At 71.2% G+C, this 20,428-nt stretch carries 21 protein-coding genes; 15 read left to right on the top strand and 6 right to left on the bottom strand.

Annotation, left to right across the window (positions count from 1 at the left end; all coding sequences use genetic code 11):
• Nucleotides 1-209 precede the first annotated feature (209 nt).
• From GRC12_RS26050 to dapD, 3 genes are all read left to right on the top strand, one after another.
• A complete protein-coding gene (locus GRC12_RS26050) occupies nucleotides 210-530 on the top strand; it encodes a DMT family transporter (RefSeq protein ID WP_133048151.1) in 321 nt (106 codons plus the stop codon).
• Nucleotides 530-1,078: a TetR/AcrR family transcriptional regulator gene (locus GRC12_RS26045; RefSeq protein ID WP_208781788.1), complete on the top strand. Its 549-nt coding sequence runs from the start codon at nucleotides 530-532 to the stop codon at nucleotides 1,076-1,078. The genes GRC12_RS26050 and GRC12_RS26045 overlap by 1 nt, the downstream gene beginning before the upstream one ends.
• 192 nt (nucleotides 1,079-1,270) lie before the next feature.
• Complete coding sequence (gene dapD / locus GRC12_RS26040) at nucleotides 1,271-2,260, top strand: 2,3,4,5-tetrahydropyridine-2,6-dicarboxylate N-succinyltransferase (RefSeq protein ID WP_208781787.1); 990 nt, start codon at nucleotides 1,271-1,273, stop codon at nucleotides 2,258-2,260.
• 52 nt (nucleotides 2,261-2,312) lie between these two features.
• On the opposite strand, the gene GRC12_RS26035 is transcribed toward dapD, so the two are convergent.
• Together GRC12_RS26035 and dapA are read right to left on the bottom strand one after the other, a co-directional pair.
• A complete protein-coding gene (locus GRC12_RS26035; protein ID WP_208781786.1) occupies nucleotides 2,313-2,816 on the bottom strand; it encodes a hypothetical protein in 504 nt (167 codons plus the stop codon).
• A 68-nt stretch (nucleotides 2,817-2,884) separates the two neighbouring features.
• On the bottom strand, nucleotides 2,885-3,775 hold the full coding sequence (gene dapA, locus GRC12_RS26030; RefSeq protein WP_208781785.1) for a 4-hydroxy-tetrahydrodipicolinate synthase: 891 nt from the start codon (nucleotides 3,773-3,775) through the stop codon (nucleotides 2,885-2,887).
• Between the two features lie 170 nt (nucleotides 3,776-3,945).
• Here dapA and GRC12_RS26025 point away from each other — a divergent pair, with 170 nt between their 5' ends.
• The 4 genes from GRC12_RS26025 (at nucleotide 3,946) to GRC12_RS26010 (ending at nucleotide 5,792) form a co-directional block, all read left to right on the top strand.
• Nucleotides 3,946-4,086 carry a hypothetical protein gene (locus GRC12_RS26025; RefSeq protein ID WP_208781784.1) on the top strand — a complete coding sequence of 47 codons (141 nt, stop codon included), beginning with the start codon at nucleotides 3,946-3,948 and terminating at the stop codon, nucleotides 4,084-4,086.
• A complete protein-coding gene (locus GRC12_RS26020) occupies nucleotides 4,083-4,775 on the top strand; it encodes a hypothetical protein (RefSeq protein WP_208781783.1) in 693 nt (230 codons plus the stop codon). Before GRC12_RS26025 ends, GRC12_RS26020 begins: the two co-directional genes overlap by 4 nt.
• 85 nt (nucleotides 4,776-4,860) lie before the next feature.
• Nucleotides 4,861-5,280, top strand: coding sequence for a phage holin family protein (locus tag GRC12_RS26015; protein WP_208781782.1), 420 nt, complete (start codon nucleotides 4,861-4,863; stop codon nucleotides 5,278-5,280).
• Entirely contained in the window at nucleotides 5,277-5,792 is a 516-nt protein-coding gene (locus GRC12_RS26010; RefSeq protein WP_208781781.1) for a DUF3618 domain-containing protein, read from the top strand. Before GRC12_RS26015 ends, GRC12_RS26010 begins: the two co-directional genes overlap by 4 nt.
• A gap of 236 nt (nucleotides 5,793-6,028) precedes the next feature.
• On the opposite strand, the gene GRC12_RS26005 is transcribed toward GRC12_RS26010, so the two are convergent.
• Entirely contained in the window at nucleotides 6,029-7,039 is a 1,011-nt protein-coding gene (locus tag GRC12_RS26005) for a YihY/virulence factor BrkB family protein (RefSeq protein WP_208781780.1), read from the bottom strand.
• 118 nt (nucleotides 7,040-7,157) lie between these two features.
• Here GRC12_RS26005 and GRC12_RS26000 point away from each other — a divergent pair, with 118 nt between their 5' ends.
• Both GRC12_RS26000 and GRC12_RS25995 read left to right on the top strand, forming a co-directional pair.
• Nucleotides 7,158-7,763 carry an ArsR/SmtB family transcription factor gene (locus GRC12_RS26000; protein ID WP_208781779.1) on the top strand — a complete coding sequence of 202 codons (606 nt, stop codon included), beginning with the start codon at nucleotides 7,158-7,160 and terminating at the stop codon, nucleotides 7,761-7,763.
• Nucleotides 7,764-7,785: 22 nt separating this feature from the next.
• A complete protein-coding gene (locus tag GRC12_RS25995; RefSeq protein ID WP_208781778.1) occupies nucleotides 7,786-8,517 on the top strand; it encodes an SRPBCC family protein in 732 nt (243 codons plus the stop codon).
• Between the two features lie 33 nt (nucleotides 8,518-8,550).
• On the opposite strand, the gene GRC12_RS25990 is transcribed toward GRC12_RS25995, so the two are convergent.
• The gene (locus GRC12_RS25990) at nucleotides 8,551-10,377 is read right to left on the bottom strand and encodes an endonuclease/exonuclease/phosphatase family protein (RefSeq protein ID WP_208781777.1); all 1,827 of its coding nucleotides are present in this window, start codon (nucleotides 10,375-10,377) and stop codon (nucleotides 8,551-8,553) included.
• A 277-nt stretch (nucleotides 10,378-10,654) separates the two neighbouring features.
• Here GRC12_RS25990 and GRC12_RS25985 point away from each other — a divergent pair, with 277 nt between their 5' ends.
• The 5 genes from GRC12_RS25985 (at nucleotide 10,655) to GRC12_RS25965 (ending at nucleotide 17,564) form a co-directional block, all read left to right on the top strand.
• Nucleotides 10,655-12,082, top strand: coding sequence for a hypothetical protein (locus GRC12_RS25985; protein ID WP_208781776.1), 1,428 nt, complete (start codon nucleotides 10,655-10,657; stop codon nucleotides 12,080-12,082).
• Between the two features lie 263 nt (nucleotides 12,083-12,345).
• Nucleotides 12,346-13,794 carry an alkaline phosphatase PhoX gene (locus tag GRC12_RS25980; RefSeq protein WP_208781775.1) on the top strand — a complete coding sequence of 483 codons (1,449 nt, stop codon included), beginning with the start codon at nucleotides 12,346-12,348 and terminating at the stop codon, nucleotides 13,792-13,794.
• 360 nt (nucleotides 13,795-14,154) lie between these two features.
• The gene (locus tag GRC12_RS25975) at nucleotides 14,155-15,735 is read left to right on the top strand and encodes a TROVE domain-containing protein (RefSeq protein WP_208781774.1); all 1,581 of its coding nucleotides are present in this window, start codon (nucleotides 14,155-14,157) and stop codon (nucleotides 15,733-15,735) included.
• Nucleotides 15,736-15,819: 84 nt separating this feature from the next.
• Nucleotides 15,820-16,527 (top strand): GntR family transcriptional regulator, encoded by a 708-nt coding sequence (locus GRC12_RS25970; RefSeq protein ID WP_208781773.1) that lies wholly within the window; start codon nucleotides 15,820-15,822, stop codon nucleotides 16,525-16,527.
• A gap of 20 nt (nucleotides 16,528-16,547) precedes the next feature.
• Complete coding sequence (locus GRC12_RS25965) at nucleotides 16,548-17,564, top strand: 1-aminocyclopropane-1-carboxylate deaminase (RefSeq protein ID WP_208781772.1); 1,017 nt, start codon at nucleotides 16,548-16,550, stop codon at nucleotides 17,562-17,564.
• 13 nt (nucleotides 17,565-17,577) lie between these two features.
• On the opposite strand, the gene GRC12_RS25960 is transcribed toward GRC12_RS25965, so the two are convergent.
• Nucleotides 17,578-19,008 (bottom strand): MFS transporter, encoded by a 1,431-nt coding sequence (locus tag GRC12_RS25960; protein WP_208781771.1) that lies wholly within the window; start codon nucleotides 19,006-19,008, stop codon nucleotides 17,578-17,580.
• A gap of 170 nt (nucleotides 19,009-19,178) precedes the next feature.
• Here GRC12_RS25960 and GRC12_RS25955 point away from each other — a divergent pair, with 170 nt between their 5' ends.
• Nucleotides 19,179-19,763: a TetR/AcrR family transcriptional regulator gene (locus tag GRC12_RS25955; RefSeq protein WP_208781770.1), complete on the top strand. Its 585-nt coding sequence runs from the start codon at nucleotides 19,179-19,181 to the stop codon at nucleotides 19,761-19,763.
• Nucleotides 19,764-19,814: 51 nt separating this feature from the next.
• Here the strand turns inward: GRC12_RS25955 and GRC12_RS25950 are convergent.
• Nucleotides 19,815-20,428 (bottom strand): TerD family protein (locus GRC12_RS25950; RefSeq protein ID WP_208781769.1); only part of this gene is annotated, 614 nt, incomplete at its 5' end.

The following is a 20,428-nucleotide window of genomic DNA, read 5'->3' as shown; positions in this document are numbered from 1 at the left end:
GGGGTGAGTGAGCGGTGAAACACTAGTGGAGACAGGGGCGTTGGGGGGAGATGTTACAGCGAGCGGTTTCCATGAATAGTGAACCTCCCTGCGCAACGCACCCTCCGGGATAGCGCGGCCGCTCGTTCGTCGTCCGCGGCTTCACATCTCTTCCTCAACTGTGTGTCGATGTGTACGCGAGTACGCAATCGTTGTGTACGCTCGTACACATGGGATATCTCTTTCTCGGCACGGCCATCGCCGCCGAGGTGGGCGCCACCACCGCCATGAAGTACAGCGAGGGCTTCAGCCGGCTGGTGCCGTCCGTGCTGACCGTCCTCGGCTACATCGTCTCCTTCGTCCTGCTCGCACAGACGCTGAAGACCCTCTCCGTCGGGACGGCCTACGCCATCTGGTCCGGCGTCGGCACCGCGGCGATCGCCACGATCGGGCTGCTCTTCTTCGGGGAGGGCATGACCGTGACCAAGGCCGCGGGGATGGCCCTGATCATCGTCGGAGTGGTGGTGCTCAACCTCGGGGGCGCGCACTGATGGCCCGCCGCTACGACCCCGACCGGCGGCAGCGGATCATCGACGCGGCGATCCGGGTGGTCGGCGACAAGGGGCTCGCCGGGCTGACCCACCGCACGGTCGCGGCCGAGGCCGATGTGCCGCTCGGCTCGACGACGTACCACTTCAGCACCCTCGACGAGCTGATGGTCGCCGCGCTGCGGCAGGCGAACGAGGGGTTCGCCAAGGTGATCGCCTCGCGCGGCGGGCTGACGGACCCGGACGCCGATCTGGCCACCGAACTCGCCGGCTGGATGGGCGAGTGGCTCGCCGGCGAGCGGACCGGCGTCGAGCTGGAGTACGAGCTGTATCTCGCCGCTCTCCGCCGCCCCGCGCTGCGGCCGGTGGCCGCCGAGTGGACCGAGGACCTCGTCCGCCGGATCTCCCGTCACACCGACCCGACCACGGCACGGGCGCTGTGCGCGCTGATGGACGGCATCTGCCTCCAGGTCCTGCTGACGGGCACGCCGTACGACGAGGACTACGCGCGGGAGATGCTGACCCGGGTGATCCCCACGGATCCGCCGTAGCGGACGGCTGCCGGTCCCTGCGAGAGGGGCGGATTCCCGGTGGGCGGCGGGGCACCGAGCGGGGTGTCCGGGCGTTCTTCCCGGTCGGCGTTCCCTGTCGGCCACCGCGCGGTCACGCGCTCACCGCCCGGCACCTGAGACGGGTGCGGGGCTGGTTGGCCTGGGCGGGGGTCGGGCGGTTAGGTTGCCCTCATGACCGACACGACTGCTCCTCGTTCCACCGGTGCCGCGGCCGCCGGGCTCGCCACCATCGCCGCCGACGGCACCGTCCTCGACACCTGGTTCCCCGCGCCCGCGCTGACCGAGGAGCCCGGTCCCGCCGGCAGCGAGCGGCTGGACGCCGAGCGGACCCGGGAGCTGCTCGGGGAGCACGGCGTGGCCGCCCTCGGCAGGGACGAGGTGCGGGGCGTGGAGATCGTCGCGGTGCGCACGGTCATCTCCTCGCTCGACGACAAGCCGCTCGACGCGCACGACGTCTGGCTGCGTCTGCACCTGCTCTCGCACCGTTTGGTCCGGCCCAACGAGCAGAACCTCGACGGCATCTTCGGCTTCCTCGCCAACGTCGCCTGGACCTCCCTCGGCCCGGTCGCCGTGGACACCCTGGAGACGGTCCGGCTCGCCGCCCGCGCCCGCGGGCTGCACGTCAGCGTCTTCGGCGTCGACAAGTTCCCGCGGATGACCGACTACGTCGCCCCGGCCGGTGTGCGCATCGCCGACGCCGACCGCGTCCGCCTCGGCGCCCACCTCGCGGCCGGCACCACGGTCATGCACGAGGGCTTCGTCAACTTCAACGCCGGCACCCTCGGCACCTCCATGGTCGAGGGCCGCATCTCCCAGGGCGTCGTCGTCGGCGACGGCTCCGACATCGGCGGTGGCGCCTCCACCATGGGCACCCTCTCCGGCGGCGGCAAGGAGCGGGTCCGCATCGGCGAGCGCTCCCTGGTCGGCGCCGAGGCCGGCGTCGGCATCGCGCTCGGCGACGACTGCGTGGTCGAGGCGGGCCTCTACCTCACCGCCGGCACCAAGGTCACCCTCCCCGACGGCCAGATCGTCAAGGCCCGCGAGCTGTCCGGCGCGGACAACATCCTCTTCCGCCGCAACTCGGTCACCGGCACCGTCCAGGCCGTGCCGAACAACGCCGAGTGGGGCGGTCTGAACGACATCCTGCACAGCCACAACTGAGCCGTGGCGCGGTGACGGGCGCCCTTCCGCCGGCGGGCGGAGGGGCGTCCGCTCATGTGCACCGCGTCCGGGCGAACTCCGCGAGCGTCCGGAAGTCGTCGTCGCGCAGACCCACCCGGGGGTCGACGTGATGCAGCAGGGCCGGGGCCGGATGGGCCGCGGACACATACCGCTCGTCCGCCGGGGTCTGTTCGTCGTCCACCCAGGCGAACGGCCGGCCGTCGGCGTACGCCACGATCGCCTCCGTCTTCCAGTGGACGCCGTCCGGGCGCAGCGCGAACAGGCCCTCGCCGAAGTCGACGTACGTCAGCTCCGGCAGCCCGACGGTCGGGCCGATCCAGCGGTTCGCCGCGTCCATCCAGGTCGTCGCCCAGCACAGCTCGTAGCCGAGACCCAGCAGCGCCGGTCCGTGCGAGGGGTTCAGCCACACCCGCAGGGCCTGGCCCGGCCGCAGGGCTACCTTGATCGTCGTATAGCCCTCGGGGCGCCGCTCCGGCTTCGCCGCCCAGGGATTGAGGGGGCCGTCGACGTCGAGGAAGAGCAGGGGAGGGCGCACAGGGACAACGTACGGCCAGAGGTCCGCTCGCGGGCAGAGACGGACGTACGTGGTGTCGCGGGCGGTGGTCAGCCGGCCGTGAGGTCCTCGTAGGCCGCCAGCAGCCCGTCGACCGCTTCGCGGCTCGCGGGACGCAGCGGGGCGCGGACGGGACCCGCGGGCAGACCGAGCTCGTTCAGCAGGGCCTTCGCCGTGACCGTGCCGGGCAGGCCCGCCGCCATCATCGACTCGATCAGGGGAGTGGCCCGTTGCTGCGCGCGGGCCGCCGCCACCGTGTCGCCCGCGTCGAACGCGTCGAGGACGGCCCGGAGTTGGGAGGGCACGACGTTCGCGACGGTGCTGACATAACCCGCGCCGCCCACCGCGTAGAGCGCGAGATTGTGCTCGTCGCAGCCCGCGTAGTACGCCAACTCCGTTCGGGCCAGCACCTTTTGGGCGCCGAGGAAGTCGTAGGAGCAGTCCTTGACCGCCACGATCCGGGGATGCTCGGCGAGCCGCAGCATCGTCCCGGGCTCGATGCGGGTGCCGGTGCGGCCGGGGATGTCGTACAGCACGACCGGCAGGCCCGAGGCGTCGGCGACCGTGCGGAAGTGTTCCTCCAGCGCGTCCTGCGGGGGTCGGCTGTAGTACGGGCTGACCACCAACACCCCGTCGGCGCCTGCCTTTTCGGCCTGCAACGCCAGCTCCACGGTGTGCCGGGTGTCGGAGGTGCCGACCCCCGTCACGATCGACGCCCGGTCGCCCACCGCCTCCCGCACCGCCTCGACGAGCGCCGCCTTCTCGGCGTCCGAGGTGGTCGGCGACTCACCTGTCGTACCGGACAGCACCAGGCCGTCGCAGCCCCGGGAGACGAGGTGGTCGGCGAGCCGCTGGGCCCCGTCGAGGTCGAGCGCGCCGTCCGCCGAGAAGGGCGTGATCATGGCACAGAGGGCACGGCCGAAGGGCGCGGTGGTTGTCATGCCGTACAGTCTCGGCAGAGTGATGGTGAAGCTCCACTTAATTCTTCTACGAGATATAGCTAAGCATTGCTTCGGAATCTGTTGCGGGTCGGCCATGCCCTATGTCCTTTCCGCCCCCTGATGAGTCACCATGAACAGGACGGTCATCGGCATCGGCCCATGGAGGCGTCATGAAGCTCGGCAAGGCACTGGCCACCGGAGTCGCGCGGGAAGAGCAGCCGCGGGCTGAGGTCCTGGAACCCGAGGAGCTCGAAATGCCCGAGGAGATCAAGGACCTGAAGGCCCCCGAAGAGGTTCCGGCGGCCCGATGAGACTGCGGCTTCCGGAGGAACGCCCGACGGAGCCGCCGACCGGATACAAGATCGCCCACCCGGTGCTGTCCCAGGACGGCACCCGGGCCGGGTTCACCGGTGTGTCGCTCGGCGGCGCGCTGCCGTACGGGGTCCTCGCGGACGCGTCCTGCGTCTACGGCCTGCGGCACCGGTCGCCGCACCGCCGCTGCGACTGCGGCTTCCACTGCGTGCACGACCGGGCGGCGGCCGAGGCGCTGCTGTGCACGGCCGAGCACCGGGCCGCCGTACTGCTCGAAGTGTCCGTCCTCGGCCGCTACATCCGCTTCGAGCGCGGGTTCCGCTACGCCCGCCAGCGGGTGCGCACCGCCACGGTCGGCCCCTGCGCCTGCGGCACCGTGGCCGCCGGCCTGGCCGACGCGGGCTGGGGCCGTCCGGGATGGCGCGCCCTGGCACCCTCCTGCGCGGGGTGTGTCCGCGGTCGTACGTCCGTCTCGCTCGCCGCCTTCGCCCGGCTGGCCGGTGACGGGCTGCGGGTGATCGCCGGTGTGCAGGGCGCCCGTCAGGTGGCCGGACTCACCGCCACCGACGATCTCGGAGTGCCCGAACTGGCCGCCGAGGCAGCGCTGTTGCAGGCCCGTCTCGACTGGTTCCAGACCCAGCTGGCCCGGTTGCGCGAGCCCGGGCGGGGCGGCGGGCCCGAGGGGTAGTGGGGGCCGGTCCGGGTACCCGGGGTGTTCCGAACGTTTCGAACCAGAACGTTTTCGAACCAGAGGAACACGAGAGGAGGCGACCGTGACCGGGACCACCCACTCCGGGCCGGTGCGCGACGGGCACCAGTCGGTGGGCGACCTCGTCGGCCAGGCCACCGAACAGCTTTCCCGGCTCGCACGACAGGAAGTGGCCCTCGCCAAGGAGGAGTTGGCCGAGAAGGGCCGGCGCGCCGGGCGCGGCGGCGGACTGCTCGGGGCGGCGGGCGCGTTCGGGTACGCCGGGCTGCTCGCGGCGGCGGGCACGGCCGTCGCCGCCCTCTCGCTGACGCTGTCCGTCTGGGCCGCGGCGCTCATCGTGACGGCGGTGCTGCTGGTGATCGCCGCCGTACTCGGCGCGATCGGCCGTGCCCAGCTGCGCAAGGCCACGCCCCCCACTCCCGAGGAGGCCCTCGGCAGCGTCAAGGCCGATGTCGAGGAGATCAAGGAGAGGGCACACCGATGACGGACAAGACGGCGGGGGAGACGGGCGTGAAGGGTCCCGACGAGCTGCGCCGGCAGATCGAACGCACGCGCAGCGAACTCGGCGACACCGTGGAGCAGTTGGCGGGCAGGATGGATGTGAAGGGACGGGCGCGGGCCCGGGCGGCGGACCTCAGGGACAAGGCCGGCGCGATGACCGTGCAGCTGCGCAGTACGGCCGCGATGGCCGGACACACCGTGCAGGAACGGGCCAGCCAGGCCGGGCACATCGTGCAGGAACGTGCCACCCAGGCCGGCCACAAGGTCCAGGACCGGGCGACGAACACCGGGCGGCAGATGATCCGGGCGGGCCACACCGCCCAGGACAAGGCGACGGAGACGGGCCACACCCTGGAGCGCCGGGCGGAACACGACATGCCGTGGCCGGCCGGCCCCGTGGTCAGGGCAGCGGTACGGCACCCCCGCCCCGCCCTGATCATCGGCGCGGCGCTGGCGGTGGTCGTGGTGGTGGGGTGGAGGTATCCCAAGAAGTGACGTCGACCCCGAAGTGACGTCGACCCAGAAGTGACGTCGACCCAGAAGTGACGCGTACCAAGAAGTGACGCGTACCAAGAAGTGACGCGCACCAAGAAGTGACGCGCACCAAGAAGTGACGCGCACCAAGAAGTGACGCGGACCAAGAAGTGACGCGGACCAAGAAGTGACGCGGACCCCGAAACGCCGGACGTGCACTCCCAGTCCGTCCGGCGTTTGACCGAGGACGAGGCCTGTCAGGGCCGAAGAGGGGGTTTGGGCACGGGTTTGGGCGCGGCGGCCCCCAGTGCGGTCCGCCACTTCGCCGGCCACTTCCGCGTGTCCCGGGGCTCCACATACGGCTCGGTCGGCGACAGCCCCCGGCAGGCGACCCGCTCACGCGCCAGTTCCGCGTCGAACTCCAGCCCCACCAGAATCGCCAGGTTCGACAGCCACAGCCACACCAGGAACACGATGGCGCCCGAGAGCGTCCCGTAAGTCTTGTTGTACGAAGCGAAGTTGGCCGCGTAGACGGCGAACCCGGCGGAAGCCGCCAGCCAGATCAGCGTCGCCAGGAAGCTGCCGGGACTGATCCAACGGAAGCCGCGCCCACGGACGTTGGGGGCCGCCCAGTACAACAGCCCGATCATCATCACCACCAGCATCAGCAGCACCGGCCACTTCACCACGCCCCAGACCGCGATCGCCGCGCCCCCGAAGCCGAACGCCGTCCCGGCCCGCTCCGCCAACGGCCCCGTGAAGACCACGATCACCGCGCTCGCCGCGAGCAGCAGCATCAGCGCCACGGTCAGCGCCAGCCTGAGCGGCGTCAGCTTCCACACCGGCCGCCCCTCGGGAAGGTCGTACACCGCGTTGGACGCGCGGATGAACGCGGCCACGTACCCGGAGGCCGACCACAGCGCCGCGAGCAGGCCCACGACGGCCAGCACACTGCCCGTACCGCCGCTGTCGCCCAGCTGTCGCACCGCGTCCCGCAGGATGTCCCGGGCCGGACCCGGCGCCAGGGCCCGGATGTTGTCGAGGATCTTGTCGGTGGCGCTGCGGCCCACCACCCCCAGCAGCGACACCAGCAACAGCAGCGCGGGGAACAGGGACAGGACGCCGTAGTACGTCAACGCGGCGGCACGGTCGCCGAGTTCGTCGTCCAGTAACTCCTTCGCCGTGCGCCGGGCCACCGCCCGCCAGGACCGGGCCGGCAGCCGGGTCGGACTCTCGATCTCACCCTCGTCCTTCTTCTCCTCGTCCATGACCGGTGGGTCTCCCGAATCCCCGGCCCGAATCGCGCCGGGGCTCGTCCCAGAACGGGGACCGGCCGAAAACTCGGATCGTCTGGACAAAAAAAGTTTTCGGTGAGACGGTGGACGCATGCTGGACGTCACCGTGATCGAGGACCCCGAGGCCGCCGCCGTCTCCCTGGACCCCATACGGGCCCGTCTGCTCGCCGAGCTGGCCGCGGGGCCGGCCTCGGCGGCGATGCTGGCCGGGAAGGTGGGGCTGCCGCGCCAGAAGGTGAACTACCACCTGAAGGCGCTGGAGCGGCACGGCCTCGTCGAACTCGCCGGGGAGCGCCGCAAGGGCAATGTCACCGAGCGGCTGATGCGGGCGACCGCCGCGTCGTACGTCATCTCGCCGCTCGCGCTCGCCTCCGTGCAGCCGGACCCGGACCGCTTCCGCGACCAGCTCTCCGCACGCTGGCTGCTCGCCCTCGGCGCCCGTCTGGTGCGGGACGTCGGCTCGCTGATCACCGGCGCGGCCAAGGCCCGTCAGCGGCTGGCCACGTACGCGCTGGACGGCGAGGTCCGCTTCGCCTCCGCCGCCGAACGGGCCGCGTTCATCCAGGAGTTGACCGCCGGAGTCAGTGCGCTGATCCGCAAGTACGACGCCCCGGACGCCGAAGGCGGCCGTGACCACCGGATCGTGGTGGCCGTCCATCCCACCCTCAAGCAGACCGAGTTGGAACAGCCAACCTAGTTGGAACAGTCAGGAGTCCGTCATGTCCAAGGAGTTCGAGATCGTCCGCGAGTTCGAGGTCGACGCGTCGCCGGAGGAGGTGTGGGAGGCCATCACCAACGCCAGCGGCGCCTACCTGTGGCCGATGGACCCGCCCGAGCCGCGCGTCGGCGGCCGGGCCGCCTTCGGCTCCACCGTCACCGCCTACGACCCGCCGCACCGCCTCACCGTCCGCAGCGAGGACGTCGGCTTCTCCGTCCAGAGCGTCAACCAGCTCGACCACACCATCGAAGCGCGGGACGAGGGCCGCCGCGCCTGGGTGCGCTATGTGCACAGCGGCATCTTCACCGACGACTGGGACAACCAGTACGACGGCGCGTCGAAGCACACCGACTTCTATCTGCACACCCTGCGCGAGTACCTCACCCACTTCGCGCCGCGCCCGGTGACCTTCGCCCAGCTGCAGGGCCCCGAGGCCTCGCAGAGCGCCGACGCCTTCACCGCCGTCGGACGGGCGCTCGGGCTGGCCGAGGACACGGCCGTGGGCGCGCGGGTGCGGGCGCAGGGCCCCGAGGGCCGGACCCTCGACGCCGTACTGGACTTCCGCGACCCCTATTTCATCGGGCTGCGCACCGAGAACGCCCTGATCCGCTTCTTCGGCCGCAACCACTGGGGCGCCCCGGTCGGCATCAGCGTCCACGACTTCGCCCCTGACGCCGACGCCAAGGCGACCGAAGCCGCCTGGCAGCACTGGCTGGACGGGGTCTACGCCTGACCACGCAGACCCCGCCCGGCCGACCTGCGGGTGCTACGGGCGGAACCGCAGCACCTGGGGGTCGTGGTCGCTGATCTGGTCGTTGAACTCCGAGTTGATGTGCACGCTGTCGTACTCGAAGTCGCAGTCGCGGCGGATCGACGGGCTGATCAGGATCTGGTCCAGGACCTGCTCGTTGCCCTGGTAGTCGTAGGTGTAACGCTCGCTCTTCGGCAGCGACTTGATCGCCGACCACAGCTCGCCGTCACCCTCGAGGATCTTCGCCGTGTCGGAGAAATCGAAGTCGTTCATGTCGCCGAGCGCGACGACGTCCGCGTTCTTCTGGACGTCCAGGATGCTCTTGACGAACGCGTTGACCAGCGTCGCCTGGGCGTGGCGCTGGGTCTCCGAGCTGCGCACCGGCGGCTGGTACTGCGCGGTCAGCCCCTGGTCGCCGCCCTTGGAGTTGAGGTGGTTGGCGATCACGAAGACCGTGCGGCCACGGAAGACGAACTCGCCGGCCAGCGGCTTGCGGCTGGACTTCCAGGCGTCGTCGGCCGGGTCGATGCGGCCGGGGGAGGCCGTCAGCTGCGCCTTGCCGTGCACCTTGGTGACACCGACGGCGGTGGTGGAGTCGCCGCCCGCGCGGTCCACGAAGGACACCCGCTCGGGGTTGAAGAGGAACACCTGACGGATGTTGCCGCCGGGCTCGCCGCCGTCCTGGTCGTTGACCGGGTTGATCGAACGCCAGTCGTACTTCGGGCCGCCCGCCGCGACGATCGCGTCGATCAGCTTGTTCACGGTCGTGCTCGCGTCGACGACACCGTCGTCCGTCGCTCCGTCGTTGTCCTGGATCTCCTCCAGGGACACGATGTCGGGCGACTGCAGGTTGTTCACGATCGCGGCGGCGTGCGCGGCGAACGTGGTGTCGGACGGGTCGAGGTTCTCGACGTTGTAGGTGGCGAGCGCCAGCTCTCCGCGCGACTGCTTCTTCGTCGTCTCGCGCTGCAGACCGCCGCTCTTCAGCGTGCCCAGCTGACCGGCGACCAGCGTGTAACCGCCGAACTGGTTGAAGTCCAGCGCGCCGGTGGTGGTGCCGGTGAGGGTGTCGCCGACGTTCGCCTTCGGGAAGTCGGCGACCGCGCCCAGCGACTGGATCTGCAGCCGGCCGGTGTTCTGCGCGGTGTAGGAGCCGTACAGCGTGCCGCCGCGACGGGTCGGGTGCTCGTGCGGCTTCACGGTGACCCACAGCTCGGCGTACGGGTCGGTCGCGGTGACCACGCGGGCACCTGCGACCTGGACGTTCATGCCCTCCAGGGACTCGTAGTAGTCCAGGGCGTACGTCGCCGGCTGCAGCGGAAGGCCGTTGACCGAACCGTTCGCGGCGGTGTCGCCGGCCGGGGCGTAACGGGCCGGTACCGACTTCGCGTTGATCACGACCGGCGCCGGGACCACGTTGCCCGTCGACACCGTGGTGACGGTCGGCTTGGTGATCTCGGTCAGCGACTGGTTGCCACTCGAGGCGCCGCCCGGGACGTACTCCGAGACCGTGCCGGTGACCGTGACGGAGTCACCGACGGCGACCTTCGGGGTGGAGCTGGTGAAGACGAAGACGCCCTCACTGGTGGCCGGGTCGTCGTCCGGGTTCGGGTCCTGCAGCCAGAAACCTCTGGACGAGCCGTACGTGCGCGTGGCGGTGACGATTCCGGGCACGTCCGCCACCTTCTGGCCGGCGTACGGCGATATTCGGGTCGTGCCCTGGATGTCGTGGATGCGTACGGTGTCGGCGTGCGCGGGCGCCGTCAGGGCGACCGTGGAGGCCGCGGAACACACGGCGGCGACGGTGAGCGCGGCGAGACGCGCGGAAGACTTGCTCGGCAACGGAATCCCTCCGGGGACGTACGAAAGCGCCGGGACGAGGGTGGTGCGTGGAGCGTCTGGTGACGCGCGTAGAGATGAGTGAACAGTTGTCCCCCCGTTTCTACGCGCGTCAATCTCCTGCCTGCTCAGGCCAGTTGTCAAGGTTTCGGCCATGTACGGACCCTGACCAGGAGATGAACCGGGCGGCATGGGGCGAAATCCGTCTAGGCTGAGCGATTGAGCCGTACGTCGTCCAGATGGTCGTACGGCCGCCCGGCCGCCCTAGGAGAACCAGCCGATGTCAGACAGCTCCCCCCTGCCGCCGGTACGGCTGCACCCCGAAGCGGAGCTGGCGCGGGACGCGCTGTCCACACCCGTACTGTCCCGGGCCGCCCGGCTCGCCCGCTGGGCCGGCCCCGACACCCGCGTCGACGCCGGGGGCGAGCTCGTCGACGAGCAGGTGCCGGCCGCGGCCGAGGTGCTGGGCCTGACCGGGGACGACGCCGCGGCCGACGCGAGGGAGGCCTGGCGGGTGGCCGTGGACACCGGGCTCGTCGAGATCGCCGACGAGGACGAGGGCACCGTGCGGGCCGGTGCGGAGCTGGCGCTGCTGACCGGCGGCTCGCCGCACGACGTGCTCGCCCTGTGGCAGGGCGCCCTGGAGACGGTCCTCGCCGACGCGAGCGTGCCCGACATCGAGGGCCTGGAGGAGGCCCTGGACGAGGGCGGCGAGATCGACTTCGACCGGCTGCAGTGGGACCCGGAGGCGGAGGCCGAGTTCCTCGACGGCGTCCTCGGCAACCTCTACCTGCTCTCCGTCACCGAGGAGGGACCCGGCGACTCCCCGGTCCCGCTGCCCGCGCTCGCCGCGTCCATGATCGTGCCCTCCGACATGGGCGAGCCCACCAACGACGTCCTGGAGCAGGTCTCCGACGCGATGATGAAGCTCGACGACCAGTTCCGGCTGCTGGAGCCGGTCGGACTCGTCGAGTACCAGCCGGTCGACGAGGCGCTGATGGCGGACACCGACGAGGAACCCGCCGCGCCGGTCGACGACACGGACGTCTCCCGCTACGGCCTGGTGCGGCTCACCCCGCTCGGCCTGTACGGCCTGCGCGCGCGGCTGCTGGAGGCCGGGTTCACCGCGCCGGCCGTCGGTGACCTCGCCGACAAGGGCGCGGACGCGCTGCTCGACGGGACGGCGACGTTCCCGCCGCAGGCCGCGCGGGCCGAGACCGAGCAGTGGCTGGCACGGCGGCAACCGCTGGAGGGCGCCCGGGAGTTGCTCGCCGCGAGCCGCGGCTCGGACGCGGGTGCGCCCCTGCGCCGGCTGCGCTGCCAGCAGGCGCTGGCCCTGGTGGGGGCGGAGGCCGAGCCGGCGCTGCGGGAAGTGCTGGACGACCCCGAACTCGGCGGGCTGGCCCGGGTCTGGCTGAGCGAGCACGGGGCGGCGGACGTCCCCGCGCCCTCGGAAGCGATGATCTTCTGGCTCACCATCGACACCGTCGCCGCGCAACTCGCCGCCGAGGGGAACTCCGAGGAACTGCGCTCGCTGGTCCAGGGGCTGGCGGCCCAGCACGGCGGCTTCTTCGCCGCCGCCTGGCGCGTCGACCATCCGGCCACGGCCGACGTCCTGGAGGCGATGGGCCGCCTGCACCCGGACAAGCGAATCGCGAAGGAAGCCAGGAAGGCGGCGTTCAAGGCGCGGTCGCAGCAAGGGGGTTGAGGCGGGCGGGGTCACTTCGTCGAGGCGGGCGGGTCCCAAGTCGTCGCTGCATATGGGGCCTGTTTGCCTGGGTGCCGGCGTCGTGGGGGCTTTAGCCGGAGCCGGAAGTCTTTGGCTTTCCATGGGGCGTGGTGTACGGATTCATGGAAGTGGGCCCGGAGTGGTCGCCCTGTGTTCAACTCCCGTTCAGGCATGGGCGAAACCGTGGCGCCGACCCGAGGTCCGCCACCCTCCACGGCACGCCCACCGTCACAGGAGACACCATGTCGCTCACCCGCAGGGACTTCGCCAGAAAATCCGCGATCACCGGAGCCGGGGTCGCGCTGGCGGGCAGCGTCGGCGCCCTCGCCACCGCCCCGAACGCCCTCGCGTCCACGGAGACCGACGCGAGGGACGGCGCCGAGGAGTCGGCGTACGGACACCACGGCGTCGGCTACGGACCGCTCGTCCCCGACCCGGACGGCATCCTCGCCCTCCCCGCCGGCTTCAAGTACCGGATCATCACCTACAGCGGCAGGACCAAGCTGGAGTCCGGCGAGTTCACCCCGTCCAACCACGACGGCACATCCACCTTCGACGGCCCCCGCGGCGCGACCCTGCTGGTCAACAACCACGAGCTCAAGGGCCCGCGGGCGAACTGGAAGTACCCCGTCCCGCTCACCGAGGGCCTGGTCTACGACCCCGCCGCGTCCGGCGGCTGCACGGTCGTCGAGGTGCGCCGCGACCATGTCGCCGAGTGGGTCGGCATCGCCGGCACCTCCACCAACTGCGCCGGCGGCAACACCCCTTGGGGCACCTGGCTCACCTGCGAGGAGACCGAGGACAAGGCCGGCCAGAACGGCATGACCAAGGACCACGGCTACGTCTTCGAGGTCGACCCCGAGGACCGCCGGGCCAACCGGAACCCCAAGCCCATCAAGGCGCTGGGCCGTTACGCCCACGAGGCCGTCGTCGTCGACCCCAAGCGCGGCCACCTCTACCTCACCGAGGACGCCTCCGGCCCCAACGGCCTGCTGTACCGCTGGACCCCGCCGGCCGGCTTCCACCACGGCCGCGGCAGGCTGCGCACGCTCGCCGACGACGCGGGCGTCCTGCAGGCCTTCAAGTGCTTCGACTCCGGCGGCAAGTTCGTCGACGACCTCTCCCGCGCCACGAAGATCGGCACGGTCTACGGCGTGGACTGGGTGGACGTCCCGGACCGGGACGCGAAGACGGTCTCCACGCGCAAGCAGTTCACCGACGGCCAGATCACCCGTGCCCGCAAGCTCGAGGGCATGTGGTGGGGTGACGGCGGCACCTACATCGTGTCCTCGTACGCCCGTGCCGAGAGCCCCGTCCAGCACGACGGCGCCGTGTGGTTCTACGACCCCAAGCGCCGCACCCTGACCCTGAAGGTCCTGATCGGCGTCAACCCCGACCCGTCCGTCGAGGGCAACTTCGACGGCCCCGACAACATCACCGTCTCGCCGTACGGCGGCCTCGTCATCGCCGAGGACGGCGAGGGCCTGCAGCACCTGTTCGGCGCGACCGACAGCGGCCGTACCTACCCGATCGCCCGCAACGAACTGAACCTCGGCACCGAGGAGGACCCCGAGTACAGCGAGTTCACCGGCGTCACCTTCTCCCCGGACGGCAGGACCCTGTACGCCAACATCCAGGAGCCGGGGATCATGCTGGCGATCACGGGGCCGTGGAAGCGGCAGAAGCGGTAAGTCCCTTCGCCGGGAACGGCATTTAATTCACTCGCTCCACCAGAGCTGTGCCTCCTACAGTGAGATCAGAAAACAGCGCACCTCCCGGTGCGAAGACAGCGGCTACTTCTCTCTCAAAGAATCCGATGCCGCCGTCGACTTGATCTCGGGAGGCGCAGCTCATGGTGGGTGCCCGGTGCGCAGGCAGCGGTTACTTCATTGGATCGGACGGTTGCGGGTTCGAGTCCCGTCATCGACTTCGGGTCGGTGTAGCTCAATCGGTAGAGCATCTGGAAAAGTCCGTCGCCGACCCCTGATCTCGGGTACCCACCTTCTGCTGCGCCGCCCTCCGGAAATCCAAGGAATTCGGGGGAATTCACCATGGCGCGATTCAACACCAAGGGCGCGAAGGCGCAGCCCGCTTCCCGCGTCACCTCCACGGGCCGCGTGCTCCGCACCTACGAGGGCGGCCGCGGGCGGGAGCGGGACGCACGCTCCGAGCTGTTCCTGCTCGCGGTCGCCAACTTCGTCTCGCAGAAGACCTTTTACGAGACCGGTGACGACCGCGACGACCGCTTCGCGCGCCTCGTGCGGCGGCTCGCTGTCGAGGACCCGGCATGGACGGCCGGTCTGCTCGGCTGGCTGCGCGGCGAGGGAAACCTCCGTACCGCCTCCCTGGTGGGCGCCGCCGAGTACGTGAAGGCGCGCCTCGACGCGGGAGCCACCGACGGCCCGTCCAACCGCCAGGTCGTCGCCTCCGTGCTGCAGCGCCCGGACGAGCCCGGCGAACTGCTCGCGTACTGGACGGCGACGTACGGCCGTAACGTCCCCAAGCCGGTCAAGCGCGGGATCGCCGACGCCGTACGCCGTCTCTACAGCGGCAGGTCGCTGCTGAAGTACGACACCGCGTCCAAGGGCTACCGCTTCGGCGACATCCTCAACCTGGTGCACGCGACGCCGGACCCGGACAAGCCGTGGCAGGGCGAGCTGTTCCGGTACGCCCTCGACCGCCGGCACCACCCGGACACGGCCGTGCCGCCCGCCGCGGACGGCGTCCTGACCGCGCACCGTGAGCTGATGGCGCTGCCGGTGGGGGAGCGCCGTGCGGTGGTGACCTCCGCGGGCGGCGCCGAGCGGCTCGCGGCGGCCGGGATCACCTGGGAGGCGCTGGCCGGCTGGCTCCAGGGCCCGATGGACAAGGCGGCCTGGGAGGCCGTGATCCCGTCCATGGGGGCGATGGCAGCCGTCCGTAACCTGCGCAATTTCGATCAGGCGGGTGTCTCGGACGAGGTGGCCGCCCGGGTGGCGGCGAAGATCAGCGACCCGGCCGAGGTCGCGCGCTCGCGGCAGTTCCCCTTCCGGTATCTCGCCGCGTACCGGCACGCGCCCTCGTTGCGCTGGTCGTACCCGCTGGAGCAGGCGCTCGGGCACTCGCTGGCCAACGTGCCCGCGCTGCCGGGCCGCACGCTGATCCTGGTCGACCGCTCCGGCTCGATGTGGGCGCGGCTGTCGGACCGCTCCGAGCTCAACCGGGCCGACGCGGCGGCGATCTTCGGCACCGCGCTCGCGCTGCGGGCGCAGAAGGCGGACCTGGTCGAGTTCGGTACCACGAGCCGCCGGCTGTCCTTCCGCGAGGGGGAGTCGGTGCTGAAGATCCTGGACCGCTTCGGCGACCTGGGCGGCACCGACACCACCAGCGCGGTGCGCGCGCACTACCGGGGTCAGGACCGGGTGCTGATCGTCACCGACGAGCAGTACGCCTACAGCCACCACGGCGACCCGACGGAGCAGGTCCCGGCCCATGTGCCGGTCTACACCTGGAACCTCGCCGGGTACCGCGCGGGCCACGGCCCCTCGGGCAGGGCGAACCGGCACACCTTCGGGGGCCTGACGGACGCGGCCTTCCGGATGGTCCCGCTGCTCGAGGCGGCCCAGGACGCCGACTGGCCCTGGGCCGCCTGATCCCACGATCGTGGCCCGCACTTCTACGGGGGGTGCGGGCCACACCCTTGCCCGCGCTCCCTGCTGACATCTAACATTTCAGTTGTGGAGGCCATACGACCCGTCCAGCGCACCCTTCTCAGGGACCGCGCCTACGCATCCATCCGGGACGCCATCGTGGCCGGGGAGCTGGAGCCCGGTGCGGTGGTGCGGGACGCCGATCTCGCGGAGCGGATGGGGCTGTCCCGGGCGCCGGTGCGGGAGGCGTTCGCGCGGCTGGTGGACGAGGGGCTGCTGGAGAGCAAGCCGCAGAGCTACACACGGGTGACCCCGGTGGTCGCCGCCGATGTGCGGGACGCGGCCGCCGTGGTCGGTGCCATGCACGAGTTGGCGACCCGGGTCGCCGTACCCCGTCTCTTCGCCGCCGACGTGCAGACCATGCGCGCGGCCAACGAGCGGTTCGCGGCGGCCGTCGGCGCGGGTGACGTGGACGGTGCGCTGCGGGCCGACGACGCCCTGCACGATGTCCTGGTCCGCGTCGCCGGCAACCACGCGGCCGCCGCCACCATCGCCCGCTACACCCCGCTCATCCGCCGCCTGGAGCGCCGTCGTTTCGGCGAGGGCGGCACCTGCCGTTCCGCGGGCCTGCACGAGCGGCTGATCGAGGCGTGCGCGGCCGGTGACGCCGAGACGGCGGTGCGGGTCACCGCGGAGATCTGGCGCAGCCTCGCCGACCTGGTCGAGCTGACCGACACCGATGCCACCGGCACCGACACCGACCCCACCGGCGGCGACCGGGCCGACGGCGACTGATCCCGACCCCGGGAGGACCCATGTCCCTTTCCTCGTACGAGCGTTACCCCCTCCTCTTCGGCCCGTCCCCGGTGCACCCCCTGGAGCGGCTGACCGCCGAGCTCGGCGGCGCCTCCCTCTGGGCCAAGCGGGAGGACTGCAACTCCGGTGTCGCCTACGGCGGGAACAAGACGCGCAAGCTGGAGTACCTGGTCGCCGACGCGCTGGCCCAGGGCTGCGACACCCTGGTCTCGATCGGCGGGGTGCAGTCCAACCACACCCGTCAGGTCGCCGCCGTGGCCGCGCGTGCCGGGCTCAAGTGCGTGCTGGTGCAGGAGAGTTGGGTGGACTGGCCGGACTCCGTGTACGACAAGGTCGGCAACATCCTGCTCAGCCGACTCGCCGGAGCCGACGTACGGCTGGTGAAGGCCGGGTTCGGGATCGGGTTCAAGGAGAGCTGGGAGCAGGCGCTCCGGGAGGTCGAGGAGCGGGGCGGTAAGCCGTACGCGATTCCGGCGGGCGCCTCCGACCACCCGCTCGGCGGCCTCGGGTTCGCCGGCTGGGCCTATGAAGTCGCCGAGCAGGAGCGGGAGTCGGGTGTCTTCTTCGACACGGTCGTCGTGTGCTCGGTGACCGGCTCGACCCAGGCCGGCATGGTCGCCGGCTTCGCCGCGCTGGAGGAGGCGGGCGGACGGCGGCGCCGGGTGCTCGGCGTCGACGCCTCGGCCAAGCCCGCCGCCACCAGGGAGCAGATCGCCCGGATCGCCGCCAATACCGGCCGGCTCATCGGCGTGCGCCGCGAGTTGACCGAGGACGACGTCGAACTGGACGAGCGGTACCACGCGGGGACGTACGGCGTCCCCGACGAGACGACTCTGGAGGCGATGCGCCTCGCCGCCCGCACGGAGGGGATGATCACCGACCCCGTCTACGAGGGCAAGTCGATGGCCGGCATGATCGATCTCGTGCGGCGCGGGGAGATCGGCGCCGATTCGACGGTGCTCTACGCCCACCTCGGCGGCCAGCCCGCACTGAACGCCTACAGCGCGTTGTTCTAGTCGTAGGCCCCGATCACGTCCTGCCCGGTCGGTCGGCCCTGATCACCGTCGCACAGACCACCAGGGCCGTGACGGCGATCAGGGAGGCCGCACCGAACGCCCGTGCCGAGCCCTCGGTGAGGATCTCGGCGGGGGTGCCGGACGCGTGTCGGGTCGCCGTGCCGAACACCGTGACCAGGACCGACAGTCCGAGGGTGCCGCCGAGCCACTGGAGGGTCTGGAGCAGTCCGGAGGCGGCGCCCGCCTCGCGCGACTGGACGCGGGCGAGGATGGTCGCGTTGAGCGGCATGAAGCTGAGGCCCACGCCGACGCCGATGAGCAGCAGCGGGCCGAGCAGACCGGCCGCGTAGCCCTCGCCCGGCCGCAGCCGCCACAGCCATCCGGTGGCGGTGGTCAGCAGGGCCATGCCGGTGAGCAGGATCGGCCTGGCGCCGAGCCGGCCGACCAGTCGCGGCACGAAGCGGACGGTCGTGAACATCGCCAGCGTCATCGGCAGGAAGGCGAACCCGGCGCGCAACGGGCTGTAGTCCAGCACCTGTTGGCTGATCAGCGTCAGGAAGTAGAAGGCGCCGAACATGCCGGCCGGCAGCAGCAGAACGCCCGCATAGCCGCCCGCGCGGTTGCGGTCCGAGAGCAGCCGCAGAGGCATGATCGGCTGGGCGGCCCGGGACTCCACGAGGGTGAAACCGGCGAGCAGGGCGGCCGCCGTGGTGAACGCGAGCAGGGCGAGGGTGTCGCTCCACCCCTGTGCCGAGACCCGGATGAAGGCGTACACCAGCGAGGTCATGCCCGCCGTGCCGGTGAGGGCGCCGGCCGCGTCGAACCGGCCCGCGTGGCGCGGGGTCTCGGTGACGAAGCGGGGCAGGGCGACGGCCACGCCGAGCCCGATCGGTACGTTGATCAGCAGGGCCCAGCGCCAGGAGGCCCAGGAGGTGAGCATCCCGCCGACGACCAGGCCGATGGAGGCGCCGATGCCGGCCATGGAGGCGTAGACGCCGAGCGCGTGGTGGCGGCGCGGGCCTTCGGGGAAGTTGGTGGTGATCAGGGCGAGGGTGCTCGGCGCGATGAGGGCGGCGCCGACGCCCTGCAGCGCTCGGGCCGAAAGCAGCCAGACGCTGTCGGTCGCGAGACCGCCGAACAGGGAGGAGCCGGCGAAGAGCAGGACACCGGTGGCGAGGGTGCGACGGCGGCCGACGATGTCGCCGACGCGCCCGCCGAGCAGCAGCAGCCCGCCGAAGGCGAGGGTGTAGGCGTTGAGGACCCAGGACAGGCCGGTGCGGCTGAAGTGGAGGTCCTGTTGGATGTCGGGCAGCGCGACGTTGACGACCGTGGAGTCGACGCCGACCATCAGGTAGGCGGTGACGATGACGAAGAGGACGGTGCCGAGGCGGTCGGGGTGCTGGAGTGCGGGGCGTGTTTCGGTGGTCGTGGACGGGCCGGACATGGAGTTCTCCCGTTTCGAACGTCGTCGGTGGGATGCGCGCGGGCAGCACGAGGCAACGGAGTGTGGGCAGGGGTAAGGACCCGTGGAGATGAACGCATTAAGCGGGGACTGTCTCCGTTTAACTCTCGCTAAGATACGGAGAGGGTCCCCGGTTCGCAAGGAGTATCTGGATGGCGCAGGTCAAGCCCATGCGGGCGGACGCCCGGCGGAACTATGAGCGGCTGCTGAAGACCGCGGCGGACGCCTTCGCCGAGCACGGGGAGAACGCGTCCCTCGACGACATCGCCAAGCGGGCGGGCGTCGGTTCCGGGACGCTGTACCGGCACTTCCCGACGCGGCAGGCGCTGCTGGAGGCGGTGTACGTCGACGCCATCGAGGCGCTCGGCGACCGCGCCGACGCCATCGCGAAGGAGCTGCCGCCCGGTGAGGCCCTTCAGGAGTGGCTCTACGAGGTCTGCGTCCGCACGATCGAGGTGCGGGGGCTGAAGGCGCTGCTGGGGTCGGCCGTGACCGACGGCAGCAACGCGACGCTGACCGCCTGCGGCACGCATATGAAGAGTGCGGCGGCGCGGCTGGTCGAGGCGGCTCAGAGGGAGGGGACGCTGCGGCGGGACCTCGAGCCGATCGACGTGCTGCGGCTGGCCCACGGGGTGTCCTCCGCCGCGGAGTTGGCGAACGGTGGGCGGACGCGCATCCGCCGGTATCTGTCGCTGCTGACGGAAGGGCTGCGGTCGGCGGAGACGGCGGAGATCTGAGACGTCGGGTGCCCCCGCCCGAGGGGGCACCCGGGGACGTCGTACGGCCGCTTACAGCGCTTGGGCGGCCGGCTTCACCATGTTCCGGACCGTGCGGGCCTTCACGAACTGGCCCATCGCCGTCATGTCCCACTCGCCGGAGAACTGGCGGATCAGCTTGGCCATCATCACGCCCGTCTGGGCCTCGGCGTTGGTCAGGTCGAAGCGGACCAACTCCTCGCCGGTCGCGGCGTCCAGGAGGCGGCAGTAGGCCTTGGCCACGTCGGTGAACTTCTGGCCGGAGAAGGAGTTGACCGTGAAGACCAGGCCCGTCACCTCCTGCGGGATGCGGCCGAGGTCGACCACGATGACCTCGTCGTCGCCCGCGCCCTCGCCCGTGAGGTTGTCCCCGGAGTGCTTGATCGCGCCGTTGAGGATGGACAGCTTGCCGAAGTAGCAGCTGTCGATGTGGTTGCGCTGCGGGCCGTAGGCGATGACCGACGCGTCCAGGTCGATGTCGGCGCCCCGGTAGGCCGGCTCCCAGCCGAGGCCCATCTTGACCTGGGCGAGCAGCGGACGGCCGCCCTTGACCAGGGAGACGGTCTGGTTCTTCTGCAGGCTCACCCGGCCCTTGTCGAGATTGATCTTCCCGGCACCGGGAGCGGGCGCGGCGGGAGCGGGAGGGG

Source organism: Streptomyces griseorubiginosus, from assembly GCF_017614965.1.
Lineage (GTDB): Bacteria > Actinomycetota > Actinomycetes > Streptomycetales > Streptomycetaceae > Streptomyces > Streptomyces griseorubiginosus_B.
This window is presented reverse-complemented; position numbering and strand designations above follow the sequence as displayed.

Excerpts from the sequence above, each read along its gene's own strand:
- GRC12_RS25955 (WP_208781770.1), top strand. The coding sequence starts at position 19,179 with ATGGCGCAGGTCAAGCCCATGCGGGCGGACGCCCGGCGGAACTATGAG.
- GRC12_RS25985 (WP_208781776.1), top strand. The coding sequence starts at position 10,655 with ATGTCAGACAGCTCCCCCCTGCCGCCGGTACGGCTGCACCCCGAAGCG.
- GRC12_RS26045 (WP_208781788.1), top strand. The coding sequence starts at position 530 with ATGGCCCGCCGCTACGACCCCGACCGGCGGCAGCGGATCATCGACGCG.
- GRC12_RS26010 (WP_208781781.1), top strand. The coding sequence starts at position 5,277 with ATGACGGACAAGACGGCGGGGGAGACGGGCGTGAAGGGTCCCGACGAG.
- GRC12_RS25975 (WP_208781774.1), top strand. The coding sequence starts at position 14,155 with ATGGCGCGATTCAACACCAAGGGCGCGAAGGCGCAGCCCGCTTCCCGC.
- GRC12_RS26025 (WP_208781784.1), top strand. The coding sequence starts at position 3,946 with ATGAAGCTCGGCAAGGCACTGGCCACCGGAGTCGCGCGGGAAGAGCAG.
- GRC12_RS25965 (WP_208781772.1), top strand. The coding sequence starts at position 16,548 with ATGTCCCTTTCCTCGTACGAGCGTTACCCCCTCCTCTTCGGCCCGTCC.
- GRC12_RS26000 (WP_208781779.1), top strand. The coding sequence starts at position 7,158 with ATGCTGGACGTCACCGTGATCGAGGACCCCGAGGCCGCCGCCGTCTCC.
- GRC12_RS25980 (WP_208781775.1), top strand. The coding sequence starts at position 12,346 with ATGTCGCTCACCCGCAGGGACTTCGCCAGAAAATCCGCGATCACCGGA.
- GRC12_RS25995 (WP_208781778.1), top strand. The coding sequence starts at position 7,786 with ATGTCCAAGGAGTTCGAGATCGTCCGCGAGTTCGAGGTCGACGCGTCG.
- dapA (WP_208781785.1), bottom strand. The coding sequence starts at position 3,775 with ATGACAACCACCGCGCCCTTCGGCCGTGCCCTCTGTGCCATGATCACG.
- GRC12_RS26020 (WP_208781783.1), top strand. The coding sequence starts at position 4,083 with ATGAGACTGCGGCTTCCGGAGGAACGCCCGACGGAGCCGCCGACCGGA.
- GRC12_RS26050 (WP_133048151.1), top strand. The coding sequence starts at position 210 with ATGGGATATCTCTTTCTCGGCACGGCCATCGCCGCCGAGGTGGGCGCC.
- dapD (WP_208781787.1), top strand. The coding sequence starts at position 1,271 with ATGACCGACACGACTGCTCCTCGTTCCACCGGTGCCGCGGCCGCCGGG.
- GRC12_RS25960 (WP_208781771.1), bottom strand. The coding sequence starts at position 19,008 with ATGTCCGGCCCGTCCACGACCACCGAAACACGCCCCGCACTCCAGCAC.
- GRC12_RS26005 (WP_208781780.1), bottom strand. The coding sequence starts at position 7,039 with ATGGACGAGGAGAAGAAGGACGAGGGTGAGATCGAGAGTCCGACCCGG.